Raw genomic sequence first — 25,095 nt, 5'->3', positions numbered from 1 at the left:
GTTCCCGCGTTCCGTTATCGGGTCCATGGTACGGGCTTGTCAACGCAGCTGCTCAAATAAGGCGGATTTACTCATTAATTGGACAAAATAGCCAATCGTCTCATTTTTGAGATTTCCGTTGACAGGTGTTTCCTGGCTACGTACGGTGTTTCTTTAAAAACCCCAGAAGAGGCGGAACCAATGCATCATCTCATTCGTAACCTGGCCGCATCGGCTGTCGCAGCCGTCGCCGGCGCGATGTTCGCGGGCAGCGCATTCGCGGCGGATTTCGTCGCCAAGATCGGCCATCTGGAATCGGCCCAGCAGTCGCGCCACGTCTTCCTGGAGAAGGTCGCCAAGCTGGTTTCCGAGCGCACCAATGGCGCCGTCGAATTTCAGCTTTTCCCCCAGGGCCAGCTTGGCCAGCAGCGCGAGATGACGGAAGGCGTGCAGCTCGGCACGCTGGAAGCCACCGTCGCGCCGGCCGCGTTCCTGGGCGGTTTCAATCCGGCAGTGTCGATCCTCGACATTCCCTTCCTGCTTCCCGAAGATGATGCGACGGCTCAGAAGATCCGTAGCGGCGCTTTCGGTGAAGCGCTTTGTGCCTCCTTCGAAACGCGCGGTGTGAAGTGCGTCGGCCTGTGGCCGAACGGCAAGAAGAACTTCACCTCTTCCAAGCCGATCGCCTCGCTTGGCGATTTCGCCGGCCAGAAGTTCCGGGTGATGGATTCCAACATCCTGATCGAGCAGTTCAATGCGCTTGGTGCTTCGGCCATCGCGCTGCCCTTTGGCGAGCTCTACACTGCGTTGCAGACCGGTGTGGTCGATGGCGAGGAAAACCCGCTCGACACCATTCAGCGTATGAAGTTCTACGAAGTGCAGAAGCACCTGCTCCTGTCCGACCATGGCGCGATGGAGGACGTGATCCTCTTCAACCCGGCCTGGTGGTCGAGCCTGCCTGCCGAGTATCAGAAGACGATCGCGGATACCTTCAACGAGGTCATTCCGGACCTGATCGCGCACAAGGCCGCTGCCGTGGCTGCCGCTCTTGAGGAAATCAAGGCTTCCGGCATCGATATTCGCGAGATGAGCGCGGACGAAAAGACCGAGTTCCGCGAAAAGATGTATCCCGCTGCCCGCGCCGCCTATGTGGAGCGTGCTGGCGACGAGGGCGAAAAGCTGATCTCGATCTACGAAAAGGAATACGACGCGGCGAAGTAACCCGTCGTTTCGGATGCGCCGGCTTGCCGGCGCATCTCTGTTCCGCAGCCGGCGCTGTCTTTCAACCTCTCTGGCGAGAGGGCTTGCGGGAGCGTTGGCGATGCATTTTCCGCTTTTGGGAGTGGAGCATCGCCGGAAAAGATGCTGCGGTTACCGGCAATGAAGCTCCGGCCAGCGCGCCGGCCATCCGGGGATTGGATTCTTGAAAGCACTGGATTTCATCAGAACCGCCGAGCGCTTTGCCGCTGTGACCATCTTTCTCCTGATGGTCGGGCTTTACTGCGTCAACGTCCTTGCCCGGCAGGTGGGCGGCACCTTCGCTTCCGAATTCGCCTGGGTGGAGGAGGCGGTGCGCCTCATGAGCCTGTTTCTCGTATTTCTGACGGTCGGGCTGGCGCTTGAGCGGGGACGGCATGCGGGTGTCCACACCTGGCGCGAGCGCATCGCCAGCGCCACTGGCCTGCCTCTGCGGCGCATCATCGACGCCGTCGGTTTCGTGTTCTGCATCTATCTGATGTGGCTCGGTTACCAGATAACGGCTTTCGTCTATGGCATGGGCCAGAAAAGCCCGACGCTCAACGTTCCTGTCTTCTGGATCTATCTCGCGCCGACAATCGGCTTCGCGCTGATGGCGCTGCGCTATGCGCTCAGCTTCTTCGGCCTCATCGACCGCTTTGCCGGTCAGGCTACGGAGGAGTAGCGATGATTTTCCTTCTCGCGCTCGTCGTCATCGTCGCGGTCGCCCTGCTCGTCCTCGGTTTCGAGATGTTTCTCGTGCTGGGCGTGCCGGCGCTGATGATCAAGCAGTTCTTCTATGGAACGCTTCCTGACCCGGTTATCGCGCAGAAAATCCTTGGCGGCATCAATCACACGACGCTTCTGGCCATTCCCTTTTTCATCCTCGCCGCCGAACTGATGGGCGAGGGGCAGATCGCGCGCCGCCTGACGGGTCTCGTCAAGGTGCTGGTCGGGCATACGCGCGGCGGCATGGGCTATACGACCATCGGCGGTTCGATGGCCTTCGGTTCGGTTTCGGGTTCGGCGCCCGCCACGGTCGCGGCCATGGCCCGGATGGTCTATCCAGAGATGCGCGCGGCCGGCTTCAGCGAGAAATATACGCTCGGCCTGATCGTTTCGAGCGCGGAGACAGCGCTGCTTATTCCGCCTTCGATCACTTTCATCATCTATGGCTGGATGACGGGCACATCCGTTGCGAAGCTTTTCGTGGGCGGCCTTGCTGTCGGTCTCGTGCTTGGCCTTGCCTTTGCGGTGATGACCGCCATCGAGGCGCGCCGCAGCGGCGTTGAGCGTGGCGAACGCACGAGCTGGCGCGACCGCGCCCTTGCCATCCGCGATGCGGGCTGGGCGCTTGGCATGCCGGTCATCATTCTCGGTGGCATCTATAGCGGCTTCTTCACACCAACGGAGGCAGCAGCGGTCAGCGTGGTCTATGCGATCTTCGTTGAAGGGGTGATCTTCCGCGAGCTCACCATCCGCAAGCTGTTCGAACTGACCGAACGCGCGGCCATCTCGACGGCAATCATCTTCATCCTTCTGGCGCTCGGCGGCCTGCTTTCCTATTTCATCACGCTGGCGCAGGTCCCGGCCGCGATCACCGGCTTCCTTGAGGCGATCCATGCGGGACCCATCATGTTCCTGCTGATCGTCAATGTCAGCTTCCTGATCGCGGGCATGTTCATCGACCCGAACTCGGCTCTTCTGATCCTGGTGCCGCCGCTCTATCCGGTCGCGCTGGCGCTGGGCATCGACCCGGTCCATTTCGGCATGATCGTCACGCTGAACATCTCGATCGGCATGATCACGCCGCCCTTCGGGCTGGATATCTTCGTAGCGTCCTCGACGCTGTCGAAGCCAGTGATGACCATCGTTTCCGGTGTCTGGCCGTTCATCGTCGCCAATCTCATCGTTCTCGGCATCATTACTTATCTGCCGGGCATTTCCACCTTCCTGCCGAGGCTCGTTTTCGGATGATGGGCGTTCACAAGAAACTCGTTCCGGCGAACGATGCGGTGTCCGTGAAGGCATTCGAGATGCCGCTTGCGGTGAAGGAGAACCTGCCGGTCAATGGCGAGTATCGCAAGCTGGTGCTCGATGCTCCCGCCGATCTTCTGGCGCGCTGCCGCGCCGGCCAGTTCTTTCACCTCCTGTGTCCGCAGGCAGGGGGGGAAACGCCTTACCTGCGCCGGCCCATGAGCATTTATGGCTTCTATCCGGAAACGGGCGAACTGCATTTCCTGTACAAGGTCACAGGGGCGGGAACGCGTGCGCTCGCTACGCTTGGTACCGGTGACCTGCTCAATGTTCTGGGGCCGCTTGGCGAGCCCTTCACCATCGCGGATGACTGGCAGAACCTTGTTCTGGTGGCGCGCGGTGTCGGTCTTGCGACACTCGCTCCGCTGGCGCTCGAAGCCAATCGCCTTGGTCGCCATCTGACGGCGATCTGCAGCGCGCGCCATCCCGACTATCTGATGTCGACGGATTATTTCGCCGATCTCGGCGCGGACGTGATCACCCTCACCGACGCGGAAGGCACCTCCGAGCCGCAAAACCTTGAGCGTGTGATCGAGGAGCTGGTGGCGGCGGGCAAGGCCCATGCATTCTACACCTGCGGTTCCAACCGCATGCTGCGCCTTCTTCAGGAGATCGGCGCGCGGCATGGCATCCCCGGTCAGATCGCGTTGGAACAGCAGATGGCCTGCGGCATTGGCATGTGCCATTGCTGCGTGCGCCCATTCAACCGAGGCGACAAGCAGGTGCATCTGCGCGTCTGCCGCGAGGGTCCCGTCTTCGACATGATGGAGGCGATAGCATGGTAGACCTGTCCGTCGATATTGCGGGCCTGAAGCTCAAGAACCCGATCATGCCGGCCTCCGGTACCTTTTCGGAGGAGCTGGCCGAGGTGTTCGACCTCGATCGTCTGGGCGCGCATGTGACGAAGACGATCACGCGCGGCTGGCGCGACGGCAATCCCACGCCGCGCGTTTGCGAGGTCAACGGTTCGATGCTGAATTCCATCGGCATCCCGAGCAAGGGCGTCGGTGCGTTCCTGGAAAAGGTCGTGCCCTTTTACCGGCACTACGAAACGCCGCTGGTGGTCTCGATCTCCGGCAACACGGCGGATGAATTTGCCACTCTCTGCTCGGAAGTGAGCGTCGACGGCGTCGCGGCCATCGAGGTGAACATCTCCTGCCCGAACATCGAGGAGGACGGCAAGGCCTTCGCCATTCGTCCGTCCTCCACCTATGATGTGATGTGCAAGCTGAGGGCTGCGACAAAGCTGCCACTGTGGGCCAAGCTTACCCCCAATACGGGCGAGACACCGGAGGTGGCGCGGGCTGCCGAAGAGGGCGGTGCCGACGCACTGGTCGTGGCCAACACCATCCTGTCCATGGCCATCGACATCCATTCGCGCCGGCCCAAGCTCGGCAATCTGATGGGTGGACTTTCCGGCCCCAGCATCAAGCCGATCGCACTGCGCATGGCCTATCAATGCGCGCGGGCGACGAGGATTCCCGTGATCGGCTGCGGCGGCATTTCCACCGTCGAGGATGTGATCGAATTCCTGATTGCGGGCGCTTCCGCCGTTCAGGTGGGAACGGCAACCTTCATTCATCCGACGGCGATGGTCTCGATCATCGAGGGGCTGGAATCCTGGCTTGCGGCAGAAGGACTGTCTTCCGTGCGCGACCTGATCGGCACTGTGATCGATGGGGAGCAGAACGAGGCCGTGGTCTTCATGGAGGCCGCTCCATGAATGCGCGGCCGGAGCCGGTGGGCGACATGCACGCGGCCGACCACGCGCTGGCCGAGCGCCTGTTCGCCGAAATCGCCGCGATGACGCCCGATACCGAGGGCGTCAGCCGTCCGGCATTTTCCGACATCGAAACCCGCACCCTGAAATATCTGGAGGACTTCGCCCGCTCCGAAGGGCTCGAAGTCTGGTACGATGCGGGCTGCAATGCCAATTTCTCATTGCCGGGTGACCGCGAGGCCGAGCGTTTCGCCGTCATAGGCTCGCATGTCGACAGCGTTCCCTTCGGCGGAAATTACGACGGTCTTGCAGGCGTCGTGGCGGGGCTCGTCTGCCTCGTGCGGGCTCATCGCATGGGGCAGCGTTTTGCGCGGCCCGTCCATGTGCTTGCGATGCGCGGGGAGGAAAGCGCCTGGTTCGGTCCGTGTTATATCGGCTCCAAGGCGCTGACAGGCACGCTCGCAGGGCGCGAGATGGATGCCCGGCACAAGGGCGACGGGCGCACGCTCGAAGCACATATGGAACAGATCGGCTTGCCGGTTGACGACATTCGTGCCGGCAAACCCCTGATCGACCTCGACCGTATCGAAGCCTATCTCGAATTGCATATCGAGCAGGGACCGCTTCTGGTCGGCAAGGATATTCCGGCGGCGGTGGTTTCGGGCATTCGCGGCAATATCCGCTACCGCTCGATCACCTGCTTTGGAGAAGCCGGCCATTCGGGGGCGGTGCCCAAGGCCTACCGCCGCGATCCTGTGCTGGCCATGGCGGACCTCCTGGTGCGGCTCGACGAAAGCTGGACCACCATTTTGAACAAGGGCGACGATCTGGTTCTGACCAGTGGTGTCGTGGCGACCGACCCTGAAAAGCATGCCATGTCGCGCATTCCCGACAGCGTCTCCTTCAGTCTCGATATCCGCAGCCAGAAGGCTTCCACGCTGGACGACATGCGCGAGCTTCTGGAAAGCGAGATGCGCGAGATCGAGCGCGACCGCAAGGTGCGCTTCGAGACGGGCGAAGAACTGCGGGTGGAGCCCGCGCTGTGCGACAGGGACCTGGTTTCCGGGCTGGAGAAGGCGATGGTGCGCACCGGCCTGGAGCCATTCATCATGCCGAGCGGCGGCGGGCACGACGCGGCGGTCTTCGCCGGGGCCGGAGTGCCTTCGGCCATGGTCTTCGTGCGCAACCGCAATGGCTCGCACAACCCGCAGGAGGCGATGGAAATCGACGATTTTCTGGCCGGCGTGGACATTCTTTTCGCATTTCTGGCTGAGAGGCCATGAGCGCGCGACATTCAGGCCTTGCGAAATGCCTGCAAATAAGCTTCCCGTCTTTTTCCGAAGGGTCGGCTGCATTCATCGTCACACAGACGAGGCAAAATCGACTATACGGAACAAACCGGCAAGCTTTACCGGGCCGGGCCTTAAGGGGCACGGTGCGGGGGATGGAGGCTTCCCGTCAGGGCCGGTCATCGGGCGCATGGCGATGCATCCGGGCTGCCGCAGCAAGTACCAAAGGACATGAACATGTTTGATACTTTTCTGAAGGATCTCAACGAACAGGGTGGAAGCGTGCGCGCCTATGACGGCTGTGCCCGCGCTGCCCGTGCGCGCATTGCCAGCGAGCCGCAAAACGCTGCGGCGCTTTTGCTGATCGCCTATGCAGCGCAGCGCTTCGTCGAGGCCTATGACGACCAGCCCCTGTCCCTCAAGGCGGCGGGTGAAGAGCTGGAAGTCTTCAGTGACATGGTGAATACGCTGGACCGTGCCCATAAGGGCGGCTCGCCGCAGGAAAAGCTCGACGCTCTCAATGTCGTTGCAGCCAAGCTGGCAGCCCAGTTCGCCAAGAGCTGACACGGTCCTCGCCACGCCGGCGGCAGGGTGCTGCCGGCCAGACGGAGGACGACGGCATGGAACATCTTTCCTGGACGGAGCGCGTCAGGGCCAATGACGCGCAATTCGGGCCGCTGACCGCCGGCATCGATCCGCATCTGCCGGATCTGCCTGCGGTCTTCGATGATGGGCCAGACTGGATTCTCCGGTACACCGATTTCGTCCTGTCGACGATCATCGGTTCCGTCGGCTTCATGAAGTTTCAGGCGGCCTATTTCGAGGCCTGCGGCCTGGCTGGAATGGAGGCGCTCTCGCGCGGCATGAAGCGCGCCCGCGGTGCTGGCATCGGTGTGGTGCTCGACGCCAAGCGCGGCGATATCGACGCCACGTCTGCTGCATATGCGCGGGCCTATCTCGTGCCGAAATCGGCCGGCGGCAGTGGTGATTTTGAGGCCGATTGTATAACCGTCAACCCGCTTATGGGACCGGACACGCTGGAACCTTTCGTGGACGCCGCACGGCAACATGGCAAGGGCATTCTGATCCTGTGCCGCACCTCCAATCCGGGGGCTGCATGGCTGCAGGATCGCATTTCGGGTAACCGCGCGATCTCCGACCGGGTGGCCGATCTCATTCGCTCCATTGCCGAAACAACGGTCGATGCGCAGGGCCTGAGCCCCATTGGCGCGGTGATCGGCGCTACTGCTGCGAGCGAGGCGCGGCGGTTGCGGGAGCTTCTGCCGAACGCGATCATCCTTGCACCCGGCATGGGGGCGCAGGGTGGTGATGTCGCAACCGTGAGGGCGCTTCGAGGCGATCACGACGGCGATCTTCTGGTGCCGGTGTCGCGGGGCCTGCTGCGGGTCAGCGACCGGGCGATGTCGCGCGATGACTACGGGCAGCTTCTCCTCGACAGGATTGCCCATTTCCACCCGCTGGCGGCGGGCAAGGACGATACAGCCAAAGCCGGCTGAAAAGCTCCGCCATTATTCGACGGCGAGGTTGTCGAGCGCTTCGCGGCTCTCATGCCAGCTGAGCATGCGTCGTTCGGCAATGCCCAGAAGCAGATAGAGCACATATCCCACCAACGAGAGCAGAATGACGGCGACGAGGACGAGCCCGACGTCGGCCGTTTCCTGTCCGAGGCTCAGGAGATAGCCGAGGCCGGCGCGCGCACCCATCAGTTCGCCGATCACGGCCGCTGTGACGGCAAGCGTCACGCCCACCTTCATGCCGGCAAAAAGTAGTGGCACGGACTGCGGCAGCTCGATGCGCCACAGGCGCTGCAGCGGGTTCATGCGCAGGATGCGGGCGAGCGACAGAAGGTTCGGGTCTATGGAGCGCAGTGCGCTCAGCATGTTGGAGAGGACGGGGAAGAAGGTGACGATTGCCACCAGAACGATCTTCGGAGTCGCGCCGAGACCGAGCCACAGGAGCAGCAGCGGCGCAATGGCGATCTTGGGCGCGGTCTGCACGAAGATGATGAGCGGGTTGAGCACCAGCTCCACCAGGGGGGCCCGCGCGAAGAGCACCGCCGTCAGAACGCCCACCACCGTCCCGATCACGAAGCCCGCCAGGATTTCGAAAACCGTTACCGGCACATGGCTGAAAAGGCCGGCCTGGGTGGTCAGGAACCATGCCTTCGCGCCAAGGTCGGCAGGCGAGGGCACGAGATAGGCCGGAACCTCGAACACGCGCACGAGCCCCCACCACAGGAGGATGAAGACGGCCAGGGAAATGATCGCGCGTTTCATGGTTCGGTCCGGGTTTGCATTTTCAGAGGCGGTCCGGGGCAACAATCCGTGCCCCGGCCCGATGGTTGTTGGAGCGGTTCATCGCTTCGCGGAAACGCTGCTCCGCTCCATCTTCTTGTTTCCGGCATTTATGCGCCCGTCAGGTGATTTCACCCGGCCGCAAATGCGTCTAGAAATCGGAGGGCTTTTCGACGACCAGGTCGGCAGCGTCGAAGCTGTCCGGAATGGCTTCATATTCCTTGGCGACGTCGATTGTCTTCTGCCAGGAGGCAATATTGCCATAGCCGAAGCCGTTCGCTTTTGTGTCATCGCTCTGCCAGAGCGTCTTGACGAAGACCTCGTTGATGATCTCGGTCACGATGTCCTTCTGCGGTGCGAAGGTAGGCGTGTAGGTGTCGATCACCATGGAGACTTCCTTTGCCACGTCGCCGTCGACGATGTGCTTTAGCGCCTTGTCGAGCGCAGCGATGAAGCCTTTCACGACCTTGGGGTTCGCAGCCAGATAGTCTTCCGAGGTCACGAGCACATTGCCATGGCTCGGCAGGTAATCATCGGACGGGATCATGCCGACATCCACGCCTTCCGCCTTGAGCGCGTAATAGCGCAACATGGAGAAGACGATGGCATCGACCTGATCGGACTTCAGCGCGTCAAGGATAGCCCCGGTGCCGACGATCTCGACATTGGCGTCGTCGACGGATTTGCCGGCCTGGCTCATCATGACCTGAAGCTGGATATAGTTGGGGCTTCCATAGCTGGTTACAGCCACCTTCTTGCCTGCAAGATCGGCGGGGGTCTTGATGCCGCTCGCCTGCTTGAAGAGCACGGCGCCGATGCCGCGCTGATAGGTGGAGTGCACCACCTTCACCGGCAGGCCGTTGGCACGCGCGGAAATCACCGCATCGCCGTTCGGGAAGCCGAACTGCACATTGCCGGCGGCGATGTTGTTCAGGATATCGGCGGCGTTGGCGTAAAGGAATTCGACCTCCAGCCCTTCTTCCTTGAAGTAGCCGTAGTGGTCGGCGACATACATGGGCAGATAGTAGGGCACCGCGGCGCCGTCGATCTGGATGGTCACCTTTTCCTGAGCCGTCGCGGGGGTCGATGCGGCCTGGATGCCGAAGACGGTTGCCGCGGCAATGAGGGCGGCCTGCGCCGCCTTGCCGAATGCTGATAGGAATCTCATCGTCGTTCTCCTCTTGGGGATGCTGTTTGACGTTTGTTGTTGTTAAACCGGACCAGTCGCGAGAACCGTCGCCGCGGCACGGGCGCCAATGAACAACAGATCGCGCTGCGTCTTCTCGTAATCTTCAAGCCAGCCATCGCTGCGCCGGTGGGCATGGACGGCAAGCACGGCGCCGGCCTTCAGGCCGAGGGCTGCGCCTGCTGCAAGCACCACCTCGGCCTCCATCTCGACCCCGTCAGCACCTTTCGCTGCGAGCGCGTCGAGAAGAGAAGGATTGCCGGCCCCGTCCGGCCGGTCGGGGCGGCCCTGCGCGCGGTAATAGCCATCGGCGGTTGCGGGTTTTCCGGTGCGGCCTGGGAGGCCGAGTGCCTTGCGTGCTTCTTCGAGCGCATCGACGACACTGCTGGCAGCCCGCACTCTTTCACCCGGACCCGCATAAAAGCTTGCAACACCGCTGTTGCGCACCGCTTCATCGGCGATCAGAAAATCGCCGAGGGAGAGATCGGCGGCAAGCGCGCCCATGCCACCGGTACGGATCGTCACGTCCACGCCCATGGCTGCGAGTTCCACCATGGCGATCTCTGTGGATGCGCCGCCTATGCCGGTGGAGCAGACACCGATCAGGGTCCCTTGCCAGTTACCGCAGCCCATGCGGTATTCGCGGTTCTGGCCGACGATGCGGAAATCATCGAGGACTTCGGCAGCCCGGTCCACGCGGGCGGGGTCGCCGGGCAGGAGAAAGGCGCGCGGCATTGTCCGGGGACGTGGCAGATGCGGCGGAACGCCATCGCGCCAGGGCCAGATTGCGGAGCGTTCCTTCAGCGCCATGACAGGAGCCATTTCTCGGTTGCTGCAAGCGACTGGTAGACGATGATGCCGAGCAGCGAGGTGATGAGCACCATGGCAAAAAGCAGCGGGGTCTTGTAGGTCGTGCCGGCAAAGACCATCAGGTAACCGAGCCCCTTGCCGCCCGAAAGCCACTCGGCGAGGATCGCGCCGATGGTCGCCTGGACCGCGGCCACCTTCAGGCCCGCGAATATCTCGGGAACGGCGGAGGGGAGCTCGACGCGCAACAGCTTGTCGCGGCGGCTGAGCTTCAGGATCGCGCAGAGCGAATGAAGATTGGCCGGCACCGAGCGCAGACCGAGCATGGTGCCCACCATGACCGGGAAGAAGACGAGCGACACGGTTAGCACGATCTTCGAGGTCAGGCCGAGGCCGAACCACAGGATGAAGAGGGGCGCGAGCGCGATCTTCGGGGCGGTCTGGAAGAAGAAGAGATAGGGGCCGACGATGCGCTCCACGCGCTGCCACTTGCCCAGGATGAAGCCGAGCGCCAGTCCGGCGGCGGCGCCTATGGCAAAGCCGGCAAGGATGACACCCACCGTGTGCCCCAGATGCGGCCAGATGGTGCCTTTCGCAAACAGCGATACGAGTTCGCGAAACACGGCGTCCGGCGCCGGCAGCACGAAGCGCGGCACGTTGAATATCTTCACATAGGCCCACCACACCGCAACCAGGAGAAGCGGCGTCACCACGTTGAAGACGAGGCGTGTGACGCGGCCGGTCATTTCAGCTCCTTGCGCAGCGTCGAGAGCCAGCCATGGAAGCGCGGATCGTCCTTCAGTGCCTCGGAGCGTTCCGGTCCGAGATCGAGTTCATGCAGCGCGCTGATGCGGCCTGGCCGCGGTGACATGACCGCAACGCGGTCGGACAGATAAGCCGCTTCCTCGATGGAATGGGTTACAAAGACAATGGTCGAACCGGTTTCGGCACGGATGCGCAAGAGTTCGTCATTCATCCGGTCTCGGGTGAGAAGATCGAGCGCACCGAACGGCTCGTCCATCAGAACGATGCGCGGGCGATAGACGAGGGCGCGGGCGATTGCCGCGCGCTGGCGCATGCCGCCGGAGAGCTCCTTGGGCAGGGCCTTGCCGAAATCGCCGAGACCGACCAGCGCCAGCATGGCGGCCGCGCGCTCGTTGCCTTCGGCCTTGGAAACGCCGAACACATCCAGCGGGAAGCGCACATTGTCGAGGATCGAAAGCCAGGGCAACAGGACGGGTTCCTGAAATACATAGCCCACATCGGCACCAGTGGAGGGCGGACCGTCGCGCCATTCCAGACTGCCGCCGCTCGGCTGTTCAAGACCTGCTAATATCTTCAGAAAGGTGGATTTGCCGCAGCCGGAAGGGCCGATCAGGCTCAGAAATTCACCGTCGCGAATCTCGATTGAGGTCGGCGAAAGCGCCTCGACCGTATCGCCATTGCGGGTTTTGTAAAGTTTGGTAAGGCCAACGGCGCGCACCAGCTCGCCATTCGCCTGTCGCTCATGCGTCCGTTCCAATTTTTCGACAGATGCCCCATTTGTCTCATTATTGGGATTAAGGCTCGCAGGTCTGGCCCAACGAGTCAAACGGATTCCCAGCGTCATAAATGTCTAAAGCCGGCAAAATCCCCAGATATGACAAGATGTGAATGGAACCTCCCGCAAAGGGGGCTGATGTCACAAGTCATTTGGTGGTGCGGCCTGCCCGAAATATGTAGCCCTGTGATACCGTACCGACTGCTTGTCGAGGCCGGCGCGATCATATGGGGTAGAACTGCCGCTTACCTTTGTCTGGGGCCATCGGGTGTGATCATCTCTGAGACGGGCCAGGTTGAACATTATCACCCCGTTTTTCTTCTCGGGGGGATTGAAGTACTCCCAAGCGGGCACGGCTTGCTCAATTTCCGCTATATGCGGGTGGCTTGAGGCAGAGTCCGGGGAGGGGGCGTCGTGCTCGGGCGGAACAAGGTCTGGATCGTCGGGCGCTTTCTCGAAGGGGCTGGAGTCCACCCAATTTTGTACTCGTGGGCGCGATATTGAAAGAGAGCCAACCGTTACTGATGCATGTTCGGTTGGAACTGTTCCGCTGAGAGTGGTGGACGGGGGAGAAGCTACAACGTCATCAAGCTCCAATGTCCCCGCTTTGTAGTCCACATAAGTCTGCAATGGCACGCCATAGCTGGTGTTGACGCTCTTGGAGGCTGCCAGTGTCGAGATGATGCGGCGGATTTCCTCATCGGAAGAATCCAATAGATAGACGTTTTGGGCGCGGGGTGGTGGAAAATGCACTTCGTCGAAATCGTCCTCTTCGCTTTCGCCGCCATCCAGCACTGAAGCGACGCGCTCGCCTTCGGTAACGATGGCATACTGATAACTCGCGCCTTCATACCAGTCGCCGGCCGACCACCACCTCAAGACATTGTTATTCCCATTAAGCGATGCGCTTCCGATGGTGGCTGGCGCGCGGAGCATGTTTGGTTGGGCGAAAAAACGTCTTGAAGGGCGAAAATATCCATCGGCGAGAATCCGTTCGGGGGACACGTTGTCGACCCTGTAGACAAGATGATAGTCGCCGACTCTGCCTCCCTGTTCCGCCTCCCTGCCCAGATCCTCGAATTTGAGCCGTACCCGATCGACCCGCTCCTTCATCTGTTCGATCGTATTGAAACTCGCCTTGCGCCAGCTGGATTCAGTTTCGACGAGATAGCCTTGGGCGTTCAGTGCCAGTTTTATGTCTTCCGCGTTCACTGCCCGATACGGCGGGCGGTCGACGCCTCCGCCGTCTCCCGGCACCCTGAGCCAGCCGCCCTTGCCATCACTGTGCATGATTGCCACCGCCCTTCGCGATTGTGGGTCGATGACGTTGACATAATGGTCCCGGAACCTGAAATCGCTTCGCACCTCATAGGTTTGCGGGGTGCTGCCAGAATCTGAGGCCCGGATAAAGAAACGGTCCCCGACCTGGTAGATGCCCGCAGCGCTCATCTTGCCGTTGGCGACCGTGGCATCCGGCACGGCGTAAGCGGCCATATCCGCGATGGGTGGGGAGGATGTGGCCTTTGCGATGCCGGGGGTGTCGGATGTCGGTTCGGAGGGCCGTGCGGAAAAACCGGCCTCGTCGATAGCCAGGCTCCTTTGGAGCTTTCCAAGGGCAGCGCCCAGAAGCATTGTGCCCGCGGTGGAAATGGCCTGCTTCGCGCCCGCGCTACGTTCATCGTAGGTGTCGCCATCGATGGCCTTGTCCGATTCAAGGCCGAGCTCCCCGACCATGCTTGTGGTGAGTGTGGCGGGACTACCAGGAACGATTATCAGGATCGGCCAGAACACGCTGTTGAAGGCCTTAACGTCGTCGAGCCACATATCGCGGGTGACCTCGCTGTCCGACTTGATGAGTGTATCGGCATCGCTCAGGCTGCGGTCCCGCATCTGCTGCACCATGTCAGTGAAGATATCCTGCTGAATGCGCTCGTTCTTGACGTTGATTCCGCTTGTCCAAGTTCCGGCCGCAAGCTTCTTCAGCCCGTTGTCGGCGCCCGTATAGGTTATGCCGTCCTGCCTGTTATAGAGTGAGAAATGCCTTTCTAGAACCGGTAGCCCGCTTTCGCTGCGTGCTTGTGCGAGAACCCAGTCGCGTTCCTTGGCTTCGGTTTCGAACTGCTGGAGAGAGGGGTGCTCGCCCGGACTATAGAGGACGATGCCACCTTCCGGTGTCTTGAAGCGAACCATGTCACTCGATGTATATCCATTGACATCGAAGCGCAGTGCGGGCGCTTCTGGGCTCGGCTTATGCGTAGCTGCCAGCTCGGCAGAGTTGAGTTCTTCTCCATCAAGCACTTCCGGTGCTGTTGAAGAAAGAATTGCACGATAGGCACCGTCCGAGATCCGACCCGCATTTTTCGCCGCATCGATTTCGATCAGGAACTGCGCCTTGGAGAGAAGGCGGACATCGTCCTCATGGGAGGACCAGAATTGCTCGAGCTTTCTGGAGAAAACCGTCTGTATGTCTTTTGCCCATACAGCGTCTCTGAACGCAGAAACCGGAAGGGGAAAATCGTTTCCTGCCCCGTAAAAATCCCCATCACGCCCGTCTGTGTAGACGCCCATGTTGACGTTGAAATCGATGGACTGCAGTTCCTGTTTGCGGGAATCGAAATTCCGCAGCACCATCTCGGTCAGGGTTGCGGAAAATGTCGGGGCATCATGATGCTCCCACCCCGTGAAGCTTGTGTGCGACGTGCTGGCGCTTGAGAAGCCATGAAGATAGAGCTTGTCCGGGTCGGCGTGCTTGCCGGTCAATTCCAGAACGATCTCGCTGGCCGTTTCTCGGGCCGTCTTTTGGAGATCGGGAAAACTCTGGTGCACCCGCGATGAGATCTCTCCGATCTTTCTTGCCGCTTCCGGCTTGAAGATTGTGACCGGTCTCGGTGCTGGCGAGCGAGTGGTGTCCTCGGCGGATGAAAGAGAGGTTTCTCGTAGAGTATCGCCGCCGGATATTGGGCCTGTTTGAAGCGCGGTGGACGGTTTGTTGATGCTGGGCTCTGACGGGGAGCGGGAATGTATTCCTGAATAAATATTCAAAATAATAATCCTCAAAAATAACAAATATAAATTTGTGAATTATTATAATAATTTCATTAGTCTCTCCGAAATTCGCAGAATTTTACTTAATACATATTTAGATAAGAGCGCAAACGAAAACGCCCCCGTTTCCGGAGGCGTTTTCATGGGTGGAATACCACTGATATTTTAGACCGCCTTGAGGCGGGAACCGCTAAGGAGGCCGCGCTCCTCCAGAACCGGATAAGCGAGAGCTGCAAGCAGGGAATTGATCTGCTTGAGATCGCGGATCGTGTCGAGGTGGAGCGAGCTTGTTTCCACGCTCTGTTCGGTTCCCTGACGCAGGCGCTCGAAATGCCTGCGGCTCGTTTCCTTCTCTACATCGCGTAGGCGATCCTTCTCCATCACCAGTTCGCGCGCGGTCTGGGCGTCCTGGGTGACGAGCAGATTGAATGCGAGACGGGCATTGGCGAGCACGGAGGCGTGGAAATTGGAAAGTTCGCGCCATCCTTCGTCGGTGAACTCGACGCCCCGTTCCATTTTCTTTTCCACATGCGCCAGCATGTTGCGCACGATGATGTCGCCCACCTGCTCCAGCTTGACGCAAAAGCCGAGAAGTTCCTGGCAGCGCCGGGCTTCCTCGTCAGTCATCTCGTGCATGGTGATGCGCGCGAGATAGAGCTTTATGGCGGCATGCCGGCGGTCAACCGTGTCATCGAGCGCGGCCAACTCCTGGATCGATTTGCGGTCGGCCTTCTCATAAAGTTCGAGAATGCGGCACAGCATGTATTCGATCGTTTCACACATGCGCACGGCTTCACGGGTCACATTGGCCAGCGCCTGTTGCGGGTGATCGAGCGCGTTGTCGTTCAGTGCGCTTGCCTCGTGTGGAAGAAGAGCGGTTTCCTCTTCTTCCTCTTCCTTCGAGCCGCCTGACTGAAGAGCGACGATCGCTTCCGTGACCTTCAGGACGAGACGGGAGAGCGGGATACCCGCAATCAGGATAATGACGTTGAAGGCGATATGCGCATTGATAATGCGGTCGGCGGGATCGCTGCCCAAGCGCTCGAGCGTCGGATCGAAGATCACGAAGGCTATGAGCAGCACGACCGAACCCAGACCGCGCATCAGAAGATTGCCGAGCGGCACCACGCGGTAGGCGGGCGGCGAACTGCGGGTGAGCATCGGTGCGATGAAGGAACTGCCGAGATTGACGCCGAGAACCATGATGATGCCGAGCTCGGGCGAAACGATGCCGCGCGCAGCAAAGGTCGTCAAAAGAAGAACGGCCGCGATGCTTGAGTGGAAAAGATAAGTCACCACTGCGGCGAGCAGGAACGCCGTGATCGGGTCGCTGGACAGATAGCCCACGATCAGCGGGACAATGGTGCTTTGACGCAGTGGCTCCGATGCCTCGCCCATCATCTCAAGCGAAAGGATAAGCAGGCCGACGCCGACGAGAATGCGGCCGAATTGACGCCATTGGCGCCGTTCCGTCGCCATGAAGATGAAGGTGCCGGCCAGCAGGCAAAGCGGCACGAGAAGCGTGAGATCGAAGGTGAGAATCTTGACCACGAGGGCCGAGCCGACTTCGGCGCCGCGAACGGCGAGAATCCCCGAAAGCCCGGTGACGATGCCGAGCCCGGCAAAGGAGCCGACCAACAGCGTAACCGCCGTCGAACTTTGAAGGGCAATTGAAAGCGCAAGGCCTGTCAGCGCGGCAAGCACCGGATTGCCGAGTGTACGGCGCAATCGCTGGCGCAATACGTTGCCATAGGCGCGCTCGACGCCTGTACGCACCATGCGGGTGGCCCATAGAAGCAGCGCTACCGCGCCTGCCATATGCAGAAAGAAAACTGAACCGCTCATTTCGTCTCGTGTTTCTCCTCAACCTGGTGGAACCTGGCCGCGTCGCTTCTCTCCCCTGTCCCTCAACAGGCTGGCATCGAATGAAACACAATCGGTGCGGAAGTTCGTGGGGTGCTCCCAATCGAATATGTTACATTAGTTATTCAGAAATGACAAATGTGCAGACTTGGCGCCATGCTCACCGAGCCTCTTGATCGGAGGCAAAAATTCCAATGTTCTGGACAGCTTTCGTAGGTCTTATGTATATATTTTGTGTATTTTCGACTTGCATATTAAAATATGGAGATTTAAAAATCAATTGCTTCTATTAAATTTGGAGATAATATGTAAATTACGATTTCTTACTTTTCTTGTTGTTTTATTTTTATTGGGATTATTTTATGATGAATTGTATTTATTTCTCTATCGCACTGTCTGACCGTCTTAGCTTTGGCGGCGGCGGTCGTAGCCCCAGCGCCATTGGTGGTGGAGTTGTCACTGGCGGAGGATTCGGTTTGGCGGTGGGTAGCCCTGTAGGCGCCGCGGTGGGCGTTGCTGCTGGCGCACTGATCGGGGGTGTCGCGGGTGGGATCGTCGGTTCGGCGTTTCCCGTTGTGGGTACCTTCACTGGCGCCATTGGCGGTGCCGGTTTGGGCGCGACTATCGGTGCTGCTGTCGGAACGGCCGGTGGTGCGGCGCTCGGTGCGATCACCGGCGGCGTGGCGGGCGGTGTTATCGCCAATATGGGGTAGGCTTTTCTCTCGCATGAACTGCTGACTGCGGATGTGCCTCTTGAAGCAGGAGGCGCATCACGTCTGTGTTGCTTGGACGTGCCCTGGAAACGTTGGTCGGGCTTCACTGTAGAGAACTCTATTCACCGCTCCGTTTCGCCTAGCAATGGACAGCCGACTGCCGATTGCATGGCAAATTCCATTAAATGATCCTCTTGCGCAGCCATGCCGAAACGACCTCGCCGATGACGACAAGCGTGAGGATTGCGAGAAGAACCGTTGCGGCCTCCTGCCAGTTGAACGTGTCGATGGCGCTTTGCAGGATGATGCCGATGCCGCCGGCCCCCACCAGGCCGAGCACGGTGGATTCGCGCAGGTTGATGTCCCAGCGCAGGATGGCGACCGCCCAGAAGGTCGGCATCACCTGAGGCACGATGGCATAGACGATGACCTTGAAGCGAGAGGCGCCGGTGGCTTCCAGCGCTTCCACGGGGCGGCGGTCGATTTCCTCGATGGCTTCGCCCAGGAGCTTGCCGATGAAGCCGATGGAGCGGAACATGATGGCCACGATCCCGGCCACGATCCCCGGGCCGAAAATCGCCACGAAAAGTAGTGCCCAGATAATGGTGTTGACCGAACGGCTTGCAACCAGAATGAAGCGCCCGAGCCAAAGAGTGGCGGCATTGGGTGTCGTGTTCTGTGCTGCGATATAAGCGACGGGCAGCGACACGAACACGCCGATTGCGGTCGCAATGGTGGCAATGTTCACGGTTTCCAGAAGCACCCACAAAATGCTCGACAGATTGGTGATGTCGGGTGGCACCATGCGGCCGAACAGATCGCCCATCTGCTGCGGAGCATCCAGCACCCAGGGCCAGATCACGTCGATGCTGCCGAGCGCCCACACGATCGCGGCGATGATGACGAGGAAGATCGCGTAGCGCTGCATGCGTTCGCGCGGTGTGTAGCGGGCCCATTCCTCGGGCGTGGAATCCAAGCTTACCATATCCGCTTCCTGATCTGTCCGCTGATCGCCTCGCTGACGAGAATGGCGGCGACGATGACGATGGTGATGGCCAGCGCGAAATCGTAGTCGTAGCGGCCGAAGGCATTGGCGAGCGTCGAGCCGATCCCGCCTGCGCCGACGATGCCGACCACGGCCGAGGCGCGCAGATTGCTGTCGAGCTGGTAGATGCTGAGGCCGATCTGGCGCGGCATGATCTGTGGGAAGACCGCATAGAACATGGTTGGCAGGTAGCCCGCACCGACGGAGCGCATCGCTTCCACCTGGCCCCAGTCGATCTCTTCGATCCGCTCCGCAAGCATCTTGGCAACAAAGCCGACCGAATAGACGATGAGCGTGAGAACACCCGCAAAGGGTCCGAACCCGACCGCCTTCACAAAGACAATGGCGACGATCACGGGATGGAAGCTGCGGGCGATGATGATCAGCGCACGGCCAATCAGATAGATGGGGCGCGGCGCCAGATTCTTGGCAGCCATGAAGGCGATGGGGATGGACAGAAGCACGCCGCCGACTGTCGCAAGGATCGCGATCTTCAGGCTTTCGAGAAAACCGTCGATCAGAAGACCACTTCGCTCGAAGCTCGGCGGAAAGGCGCCGCTGAAAATACGCGCGGCGCGGGTGAAGCCCTGCGAGATGCGGGCCCAGTCGATGGGGAGAGCCAGTATTGCCCAGGCGAAATAGGCCGCGACCGCGATAAGCAGCGCGTAGCGCAGCACCGGGTTCTTGATCAACGGTGGCCGGCGCCAGGTGTCTGGTAGCGGGGTGTCTGGCAGGGGAGCTGACTGGGTGCTCATGCGTTCTGCGCCCTCAGCGGTGTGACATTGTCCATCTCGCCGCGCTCTTCGGCAGGCACACCGGCATAAATCTCGTCCATCGCCGTCTTGTCGAGGGCGGCGGGTTCCGCGTCGAAGATGATGCGGCCATAGCGCATGCCGACGATGCGATCCGTGTATTGCTTGGCCTCGGCGACATTGTGGATATTGATGAGAACGGGCAGCGAAAACTCGCGCGACAGAGCGCGCAGAAGTTCCATGATCTGCTCCGAGGTCTTGGGGTCGAGAGATGCGGTGGGTTCGTCGGCGAGAAGAATTTCCGGTTCCTGCATCAGCGCACGCACCACACCGACGCGCTGGCGTTCACCGCCGGAAAGCTCGTCTGCCCGCTTGTTTGCGTAGTGAGCGATGCCCACCCGTTCCATCAATTCATAAGCCCTGCGGATGTCTTCCTTCGGATAGCGGCGAAAGACGGCGCGCCAGGTGGGCAGGTAGCCCAGCCGGCCCGATTGCACATTTTCCATCACGGTCAGACGGTCGACGAGATTGAACCCCTGGAAGATCATGCCGATGCGCCGTCGCGCCGCGCGCAGTTCCGAGCCCTTCAGGTCGGTGAGCTTCAGGCCGTTCAGCTCGATCGTGCCGGAGCTGGGTTCCACAAGCCGGTTGATGCAGCGCAAGAGCGTGCTCTTGCCGGCTCCCGAAGCCCCGATGATGGAAACCACGCTGTCTCCGGGAACCTCGAGGTCCAGCCCCTTCAGCACAGGTGCACCGTTGCCGTAGCGCTTCACGAGCTGCGAAATCTTCAACATGGGTTCACTCCGAACACCGGGACGGCTCGCGTTTCAAAAAACGCTGTTCCGCCGCATCTCCTTGTTTCCCGCATTCCTGCGGATATCAGGCGATCCCGCCCCTTTGCTAGATGCGCAATAGGCGGAAAAAAGCGGCCCGGAAGAGCCGGGCCGAAAGGTCCGGGCGCATGCGAGGTCTGCTTGCTGCGTGCGCCCGGACGTGGAGGTATTATTCCTTGGCGAGATCCTGTGGCGTGTACTTCACGCCATTCGCCTTCTGGATTTCCCGGATGACTGCCCAGTCCTTCTGGTACGTCACGGGGACGAACTTGCTGACGCCGGAGAACTCTTCGCCAAGCGCGGTTCCCTTGAAGTCGAACGTGAAGAAGGCTTCCTTGATCTTTTCCACCAGCGCGGGATCGAGATCATGAGCATAATTGTAGGAGGTCGTGGGGAAGGGATCGGATTCCCAGACGATCTTCACCTCCTCCGGGTCGTAAAGATCGCGCTCTGCCATCCGCTCTACGACCTCGGAAGCAACCGGAGCCGCATCATAGTCGCCGGCAACGACGCCGAGCATCGACTGGTCGTGTGAGCCCGAATAGACGACCTCGTAATCCTGCTCCGGCACCACGCCCAGATTGGGGAACAGCGCCCGTGGTGCGAGGTTGCCCGAATTCGACGTGGGCGAGGTATGCGCAACGCGCTTGCCCTTGAGGTCGGCCATCTCGTTGATGCCCGAATCCTTGCGTGTGTAGACCTGCAGCTTGTAGCCGAAGCGGCCGTCCTCGGACCCCATGATCGCAAAGGGGACGGCGCCAGCCAGGTTCACTGCAAATGGGGTCGGGCCGGTGGAAAAGCCGGCAATGTGCAGACGGCCGCTGCGCATGGCTTCCACTTCAGCCGAGTTCGATTGAACGGCGAAGAATTGCACGTCCTTTCCGGTCACCTTTTTCAGGTGTTCGATGAAGGGCTCCCAGATGTCTTCATAGATCGCCGGATCTTCGACCGGTGTGTAAGCGAACACCAGCGTACCAGGATTCTGGAGCTTCGATGCATCGCTTGGCGCGTCAGCCACAAGGTCGCCATTCGCATCGCAATACATGGTGTCGAGCTGGCCGCGCTCTGCGCATTCCTGTGCTCCGGCCGACGTACTGAGAAAAAGGGCGGACAGGCCGAACAGGGCTGCCGCGGCACCGCCGGCCAAGCGGTCGTTGCAGGTCATCAAAGTCATGTCTCTCCTCCAGTGCAGGCGCAGCGCACCTGTGAAACCCCGGAGCCTCTCCCAGGCTCGGTTGTCCGAAAACGTATCGGCATTTTGTGGTACTTTGCAACACATTGCACAAATTTTTTTGGAATACCCTCGAAAATGACGAAAAATGCAATTACAAGCGTGGCATATCGCTCATCTTGGAGAGGGTGTTTCATGGTTGCAAAAACGGCGAGACGGGCAGAAGCGGCGACGATGCGTCCGTTCGGGACATTCCCGCCGGAGGTGCTGCGTGGGATCGATTTTGTCCTCACCGATATTGATGACACGCTCACCACGGATGGCCGTTTGCCGAGCATCGCCTATGGCGCGCTTGAGCATCTGCAGGAAGCGGGGGTCCGTGTCGTGCCGGTGACGGGCCGTCCTGCCGGCTGGTGCGATCTGATTGCCCGTCTGTGGCCGGTGGATGCGGTGGTGGGTGAAAACGGCGCCTTCTATTTCGCTCTGGAGAGGGGTGGGGGTATGGCGCGCGTTTTTTCGCAGAGCGACGAAAAACGACGTGAGGACCGCCGGAAGCTGGACGATCTAGCCGCTGCCATTCTTGCCGGGGTTCCGGGTGCGCGCATTTCCGCCGATCAGCAGTTTCGCGAGGCGGATCTTGCGATTGATTTTGCCGAGGATGTCCCACGGCTTGCCGATTCCGAGATCGACCGCATCGTGACCTGTTTCGAGGACGCAGGTGCGGTCGCAAAAGTGTCGTCCATCCATGTCAATGGATGGTTCGGTCGCTACGACAAGCTGGAAATGACGCGCCGGCTCTTCGCGGAGCGCTATGGCCTCGACCTCGATGAGGAGAAGCACAGGGTGATTTTCGTGGGCGATTCACCGAATGATGCGCCCATGTTCGGCTTTTTCGACAACAGTGTGGGCGTGGCGAACTTCGCCGAATTCTGCGATATGGTGGCCACTCCGCCGAAATGGATTACCCATGAGGCCGGAGGCGCGGGCTTCGCCGAAGTGGCCGACGCTGTTTTGAGAGCCAGGGTTTGAAGACTGAACGTTAAAGGCCGGGAGGGCTGATGGCGCGCCTGCGCAAGAATGACCGCCGCGACCAGATTCTTCTGGAACTGCAGCACCATCCGCATGTGCGCACATCGGAGCTGGCGGCTCGTTTCGGTGTTTCCACCGAAACTGTCAGGCGCGATGTCGAGGCGCTGAGCCGTGAGGGCTTGATTACACGCGCCTATGGCGGCGCATCGGTCGCACCCATGGGCGCGCAACCGCCTTTCGGCGAGCGCGATCAGGCGCGCATCGAGGAGCGTGCGCGCATCGCCCGCCGTGCCGCGGAGCTGGTGCGGCCGGGCGAGGTCCTGATGATTGACGCGGGGTCGACGACCCATCAGTTTGCACTCTGCCTGGCGGCCACGGCAAACGATCTGACAGTGCTTACAAACAGCGTCGCGGTGGCTTCGGCGCTCGCCCAGAACGAAACCATTCAGGTGGTCATCTGCCCCGGTGATTTCATGGCACGCGAGGTCGGCATCTACGGGGCGGAGACCATCGACTTCATTGGCCGCTACAATGCGAACCGGGCTTTCATCGGAGCGAGCGGCCTGACGACCAAGGGCATCACCGAGGCGAACCGTCTGGCTGTTGGCGTCAAGCGCGCAATGATCCGCCAGTCGCGGGAGACCTATCTTCTTGCCGATCATACCAAGTTCGATCTGGATCTGGTCGCAACGGTCGAGCCTCTCACGGCGCTGACAGGGGTCATCACCGACGCACCACCACCTGGCCCGCTAGCCGAGGCGCTTGCTGTGGGAACAGTGGAAATCCACATCGCGCGTTGATGCGAAAAGAACTGCCTGCCTTCGGGAGCGGGCTTTAGAGACGCTCTTGATCGGAGTTCGTCTCTTTGCATTTGTTGACATGCATCAGCTGGAGATTGGAGACCTTCTCGGGGAAGATAGGCCCCAGTCCATACATTTGAGTTATGAACGCCACACGCGAGCGAGGTGAAGTTACAGGATAGACGGCAATTTCAGCATCTGGTTGGTCTCCCTTTATCCTCGAAATCTCATTCGCGTCACTGCTTAGAAGCCAGTAGCGGCAATCGGATGGGAAGTGCTCGTTACCGGGCCACTGTTTCACAGCTTCCATTGTGCCGTATCTTGTTCTGGCAAAAATATCCTTACTGAAGAATATGGGACTCATATCGATACCCTTCGCTTTCTCTACGGCTGCAGCAGTCAGGCGATAATTTGAGGCGCCGTAGATCTGACCGGCGACTGGTATAGCGGAAAATAAATGCATAGATGTTAAGCATATTAGGGAAATCGATATTGATGTATTTGCTATTGATCCTGTAAATGTTTTTGATAATAAAATAATTGTGGAAATTAATAGAAATATATATGATGGTATATAATACCTTGTCTGAATAGGAACTCCTATATATTCAGAAAAAGAGATTGTACCAAATGTATTATATAAAAAAATCCAAATTCCAGCAGAATATAAGATAATTTCAAATCGAATATCCTGAAAATTAACGGGTCTTTTTCTTAGGGTTGATGCAGCCAGAATTGGCGGGATTATCATCAGAAAAATAAATGAGTATCCTTTGTTGAGTTGGCTTAATGCAAATCGAAGGCGGTCGATTGGCAAGTAACCTTGGCGCTCCATGAAGGCGCGCGCATTCTGCGCAGCATCCAAGCCGCCGTATAGGCGCGGCAGGACGGCGCCGGTTGCGTAGAACTGAATAAGGGCATCGGTTAAAAAAATGAGCGTAAACCCGGAGGCGTATAGGGAACCTTTTAAGAAGAACTCCACCCAGCCATTTCTTGAAAAGTAAATTAAAAAATAAATCCACCAAGGAATGATATAGAGCATAGATGCTTCTTTGGAGGAATAAATAAAACCTAGAACTATCCCAGAAAGAAATATATGAAATTTATTATTAATAGACTTTTCGAATGTCAATGCGTGAATTAATATAAATATAGATATTATAGAATCTGGAAGTAGAGATGGTGAAAATATAGACACCGCTGGAATGCTTATGCAAGACATGGCTCCTGCGGTAGATATATTTACATTTGTATTTTTTTTAATTATAAAGTAAATTATGAAGGACAGAATTAGGAAGTATAATAATTGGGAGACGAAAGCCCATTGAACGGCTCCGCCGAGTTTTGCAAAGACAGCGCCTGGAAGTACGAGGGGGAAGCGCAGAGAGCCAATATTGGTGATCTCCCCTCCGTTCAATCCAGCAAAAAAACGGATTCCGCTTGCGTACTGTAAATCGTCGCTTCCGTAGAAGCCGACAAAAAATATTGAATATAAAAAAATTGAAAATATGAATATTATTGCGTATTGGAAGTTTACGAGACGATTTTTCAAGTGATTTCTCTATATAGTTGTTATGACGATCCCGGCGGCGATAAGAGATGCTCCGAGGAAAAAACTACGAGAGAGGGATTCATCGAATATTGCTGAACTGGCAATTGGTATGATTATAAATGCCAGGGCATTGAACATATAGGCGACTGATAAGGGTGTATGCCTTAATGCGTATATCCAGGC

General features: G+C 59.2%; 23 protein-coding genes. 11 read left to right on the top strand and 12 right to left on the bottom strand.

Annotation, left to right across the window (positions count from 1 at the left end; genetic code table 11):
• Positions 1–180 precede the first annotated feature (180 nt).
• From NA8A_RS07030 to pyrF, 8 genes are all read left to right on the top strand, one after another.
• Positions 181–1,200: a TRAP transporter substrate-binding protein gene (locus tag NA8A_RS07030; RefSeq protein WP_009756214.1), complete on the top strand. Its 1,020-nt coding sequence runs from the start codon at positions 181–183 to the stop codon at positions 1,198–1,200.
• A 202-nt stretch (positions 1,201–1,402) separates the two neighbouring features.
• Complete coding sequence (locus NA8A_RS07025) at positions 1,403–1,900, top strand: TRAP transporter small permease (protein WP_009756213.1); 498 nt, start codon at positions 1,403–1,405, stop codon at positions 1,898–1,900.
• A gap of 2 nt (positions 1,901–1,902) precedes the next feature.
• Positions 1,903–3,192, top strand: a complete 1,290-nt coding sequence (locus NA8A_RS07020; RefSeq protein ID WP_009756212.1) for a TRAP transporter large permease — start codon at positions 1,903–1,905, stop codon at positions 3,190–3,192.
• Positions 3,189–4,037 (top strand): dihydroorotate dehydrogenase electron transfer subunit, encoded by an 849-nt coding sequence (locus NA8A_RS07015; RefSeq protein WP_009756211.1) that lies wholly within the window; start codon positions 3,189–3,191, stop codon positions 4,035–4,037. Before NA8A_RS07020 ends, NA8A_RS07015 begins: the two co-directional genes overlap by 4 nt.
• Positions 4,031–4,975 (top strand): dihydroorotate dehydrogenase, encoded by a 945-nt coding sequence (locus tag NA8A_RS07010; protein WP_009449961.1) that lies wholly within the window; start codon positions 4,031–4,033, stop codon positions 4,973–4,975. Before NA8A_RS07015 ends, NA8A_RS07010 begins: the two co-directional genes overlap by 7 nt.
• Positions 4,972–6,255 (top strand): Zn-dependent hydrolase, encoded by a 1,284-nt coding sequence (locus tag NA8A_RS07005; protein WP_009449957.1) that lies wholly within the window; start codon positions 4,972–4,974, stop codon positions 6,253–6,255. Before NA8A_RS07010 ends, NA8A_RS07005 begins: the two co-directional genes overlap by 4 nt.
• Before the next feature lie 243 nt (positions 6,256–6,498).
• Entirely contained in the window at positions 6,499–6,825 is a 327-nt protein-coding gene (locus NA8A_RS07000; RefSeq protein WP_143088000.1) for a hypothetical protein, read from the top strand.
• Between the two features lie 56 nt (positions 6,826–6,881).
• Positions 6,882–7,778 carry an orotidine-5'-phosphate decarboxylase gene (pyrF, locus tag NA8A_RS06995; RefSeq protein ID WP_009449953.1) on the top strand — a complete coding sequence of 299 codons (897 nt, stop codon included), beginning with the start codon at positions 6,882–6,884 and terminating at the stop codon, positions 7,776–7,778.
• Between the two features lie 12 nt (positions 7,779–7,790).
• Here pyrF and NA8A_RS06990 read toward each other — a convergent pair whose 3' ends face one another.
• The 7 genes from NA8A_RS06990 to NA8A_RS06960 form a co-directional block, all read right to left on the bottom strand.
• A complete protein-coding gene (locus NA8A_RS06990) occupies positions 7,791–8,558 on the bottom strand; it encodes an ABC transporter permease (protein WP_009449952.1) in 768 nt (255 codons plus the stop codon).
• Between the two features lie 169 nt (positions 8,559–8,727).
• On the bottom strand, positions 8,728–9,744 hold the full coding sequence (locus tag NA8A_RS06985) for an ABC transporter substrate-binding protein (protein ID WP_009449951.1): 1,017 nt from the start codon (positions 9,742–9,744) through the stop codon (positions 8,728–8,730).
• A gap of 42 nt (positions 9,745–9,786) precedes the next feature.
• Entirely contained in the window at positions 9,787–10,584 is a 798-nt protein-coding gene (locus NA8A_RS06980; protein WP_202802930.1) for a phosphorylase family protein, read from the bottom strand.
• Entirely contained in the window at positions 10,563–11,315 is a 753-nt protein-coding gene (locus NA8A_RS06975; RefSeq protein ID WP_009449949.1) for an ABC transporter permease, read from the bottom strand. The genes NA8A_RS06980 and NA8A_RS06975 overlap by 22 nt, the downstream gene beginning before the upstream one ends.
• Complete coding sequence (locus tag NA8A_RS06970; protein WP_009449948.1) at positions 11,312–12,091, bottom strand: ABC transporter ATP-binding protein; 780 nt, start codon at positions 12,089–12,091, stop codon at positions 11,312–11,314. The genes NA8A_RS06975 and NA8A_RS06970 overlap by 4 nt, the downstream gene beginning before the upstream one ends.
• Positions 12,092–12,250: 159 nt before the next feature.
• Positions 12,251–15,151, bottom strand: a complete 2,901-nt coding sequence (locus tag NA8A_RS06965; RefSeq protein ID WP_143087998.1) for a dermonecrotic toxin domain-containing protein — start codon at positions 15,149–15,151, stop codon at positions 12,251–12,253.
• Positions 15,152–15,319: 168 nt separating this feature from the next.
• Positions 15,320–16,999, bottom strand: a complete 1,680-nt coding sequence (locus NA8A_RS06960) for a Na/Pi cotransporter family protein (RefSeq protein ID WP_009449946.1) — start codon at positions 16,997–16,999, stop codon at positions 15,320–15,322.
• Positions 17,000–17,499: 500 nt separating this feature from the next.
• On the opposite strand from NA8A_RS06960, the gene NA8A_RS06955 reads away from it, so the two are divergent.
• Positions 17,500–17,730, top strand: coding sequence for a hypothetical protein (locus tag NA8A_RS06955; RefSeq protein WP_177203392.1), 231 nt, complete (start codon positions 17,500–17,502; stop codon positions 17,728–17,730).
• A gap of 181 nt (positions 17,731–17,911) precedes the next feature.
• Here NA8A_RS06955 and phnE (NA8A_RS06950) read toward each other — a convergent pair whose 3' ends face one another.
• From phnE (NA8A_RS06950) to phnD, 4 genes are all read right to left on the bottom strand, one after another.
• Positions 17,912–18,715 carry a phosphonate ABC transporter, permease protein PhnE gene (gene phnE, locus NA8A_RS06950; protein ID WP_009449944.1) on the bottom strand — a complete coding sequence of 268 codons (804 nt, stop codon included), beginning with the start codon at positions 18,713–18,715 and terminating at the stop codon, positions 17,912–17,914.
• Complete coding sequence (gene phnE, locus NA8A_RS06945) at positions 18,709–19,530, bottom strand: phosphonate ABC transporter, permease protein PhnE (RefSeq protein WP_051017968.1); 822 nt, start codon at positions 19,528–19,530, stop codon at positions 18,709–18,711. Before phnE (NA8A_RS06945) ends, phnE (NA8A_RS06950) begins: the two co-directional genes overlap by 7 nt.
• Complete coding sequence (phnC, locus tag NA8A_RS06940; RefSeq protein WP_009449942.1) at positions 19,527–20,321, bottom strand: phosphonate ABC transporter ATP-binding protein; 795 nt, start codon at positions 20,319–20,321, stop codon at positions 19,527–19,529. Before phnC ends, phnE (NA8A_RS06945) begins: the two co-directional genes overlap by 4 nt.
• 208 nt (positions 20,322–20,529) lie before the next feature.
• Positions 20,530–21,534, bottom strand: a complete 1,005-nt coding sequence (gene phnD, locus NA8A_RS06935) for a phosphate/phosphite/phosphonate ABC transporter substrate-binding protein (RefSeq protein WP_009449941.1) — start codon at positions 21,532–21,534, stop codon at positions 20,530–20,532.
• A 192-nt stretch (positions 21,535–21,726) separates the two neighbouring features.
• On the opposite strand from phnD, the gene NA8A_RS06930 reads away from it, so the two are divergent.
• A complete protein-coding gene (locus tag NA8A_RS06930; RefSeq protein ID WP_009449940.1) occupies positions 21,727–22,560 on the top strand; it encodes an HAD-IIB family hydrolase in 834 nt (277 codons plus the stop codon).
• 29 nt (positions 22,561–22,589) lie between these two features.
• The gene (locus NA8A_RS06925; protein WP_009449939.1) at positions 22,590–23,360 is read left to right on the top strand and encodes a DeoR/GlpR family DNA-binding transcription regulator; all 771 of its coding nucleotides are present in this window, start codon (positions 22,590–22,592) and stop codon (positions 23,358–23,360) included.
• Between the two features lie 34 nt (positions 23,361–23,394).
• Here NA8A_RS06925 and NA8A_RS06920 read toward each other — a convergent pair whose 3' ends face one another.
• Positions 23,395–24,912 (bottom strand): glycosyltransferase family protein, encoded by a 1,518-nt coding sequence (locus NA8A_RS06920; protein ID WP_074896719.1) that lies wholly within the window; start codon positions 24,910–24,912, stop codon positions 23,395–23,397.
• Between the last annotated feature and the right edge of the window lie 183 nt (positions 24,913–25,095).

Origin of the sequence: Nitratireductor indicus C115 (assembly GCF_000300515.1) — a bacterium.
Taxonomy (GTDB): Bacteria; Pseudomonadota; Alphaproteobacteria; order Rhizobiales; family Rhizobiaceae; genus Nitratireductor; species Nitratireductor indicus.
This window is presented reverse-complemented; position numbering and strand designations above follow the sequence as displayed.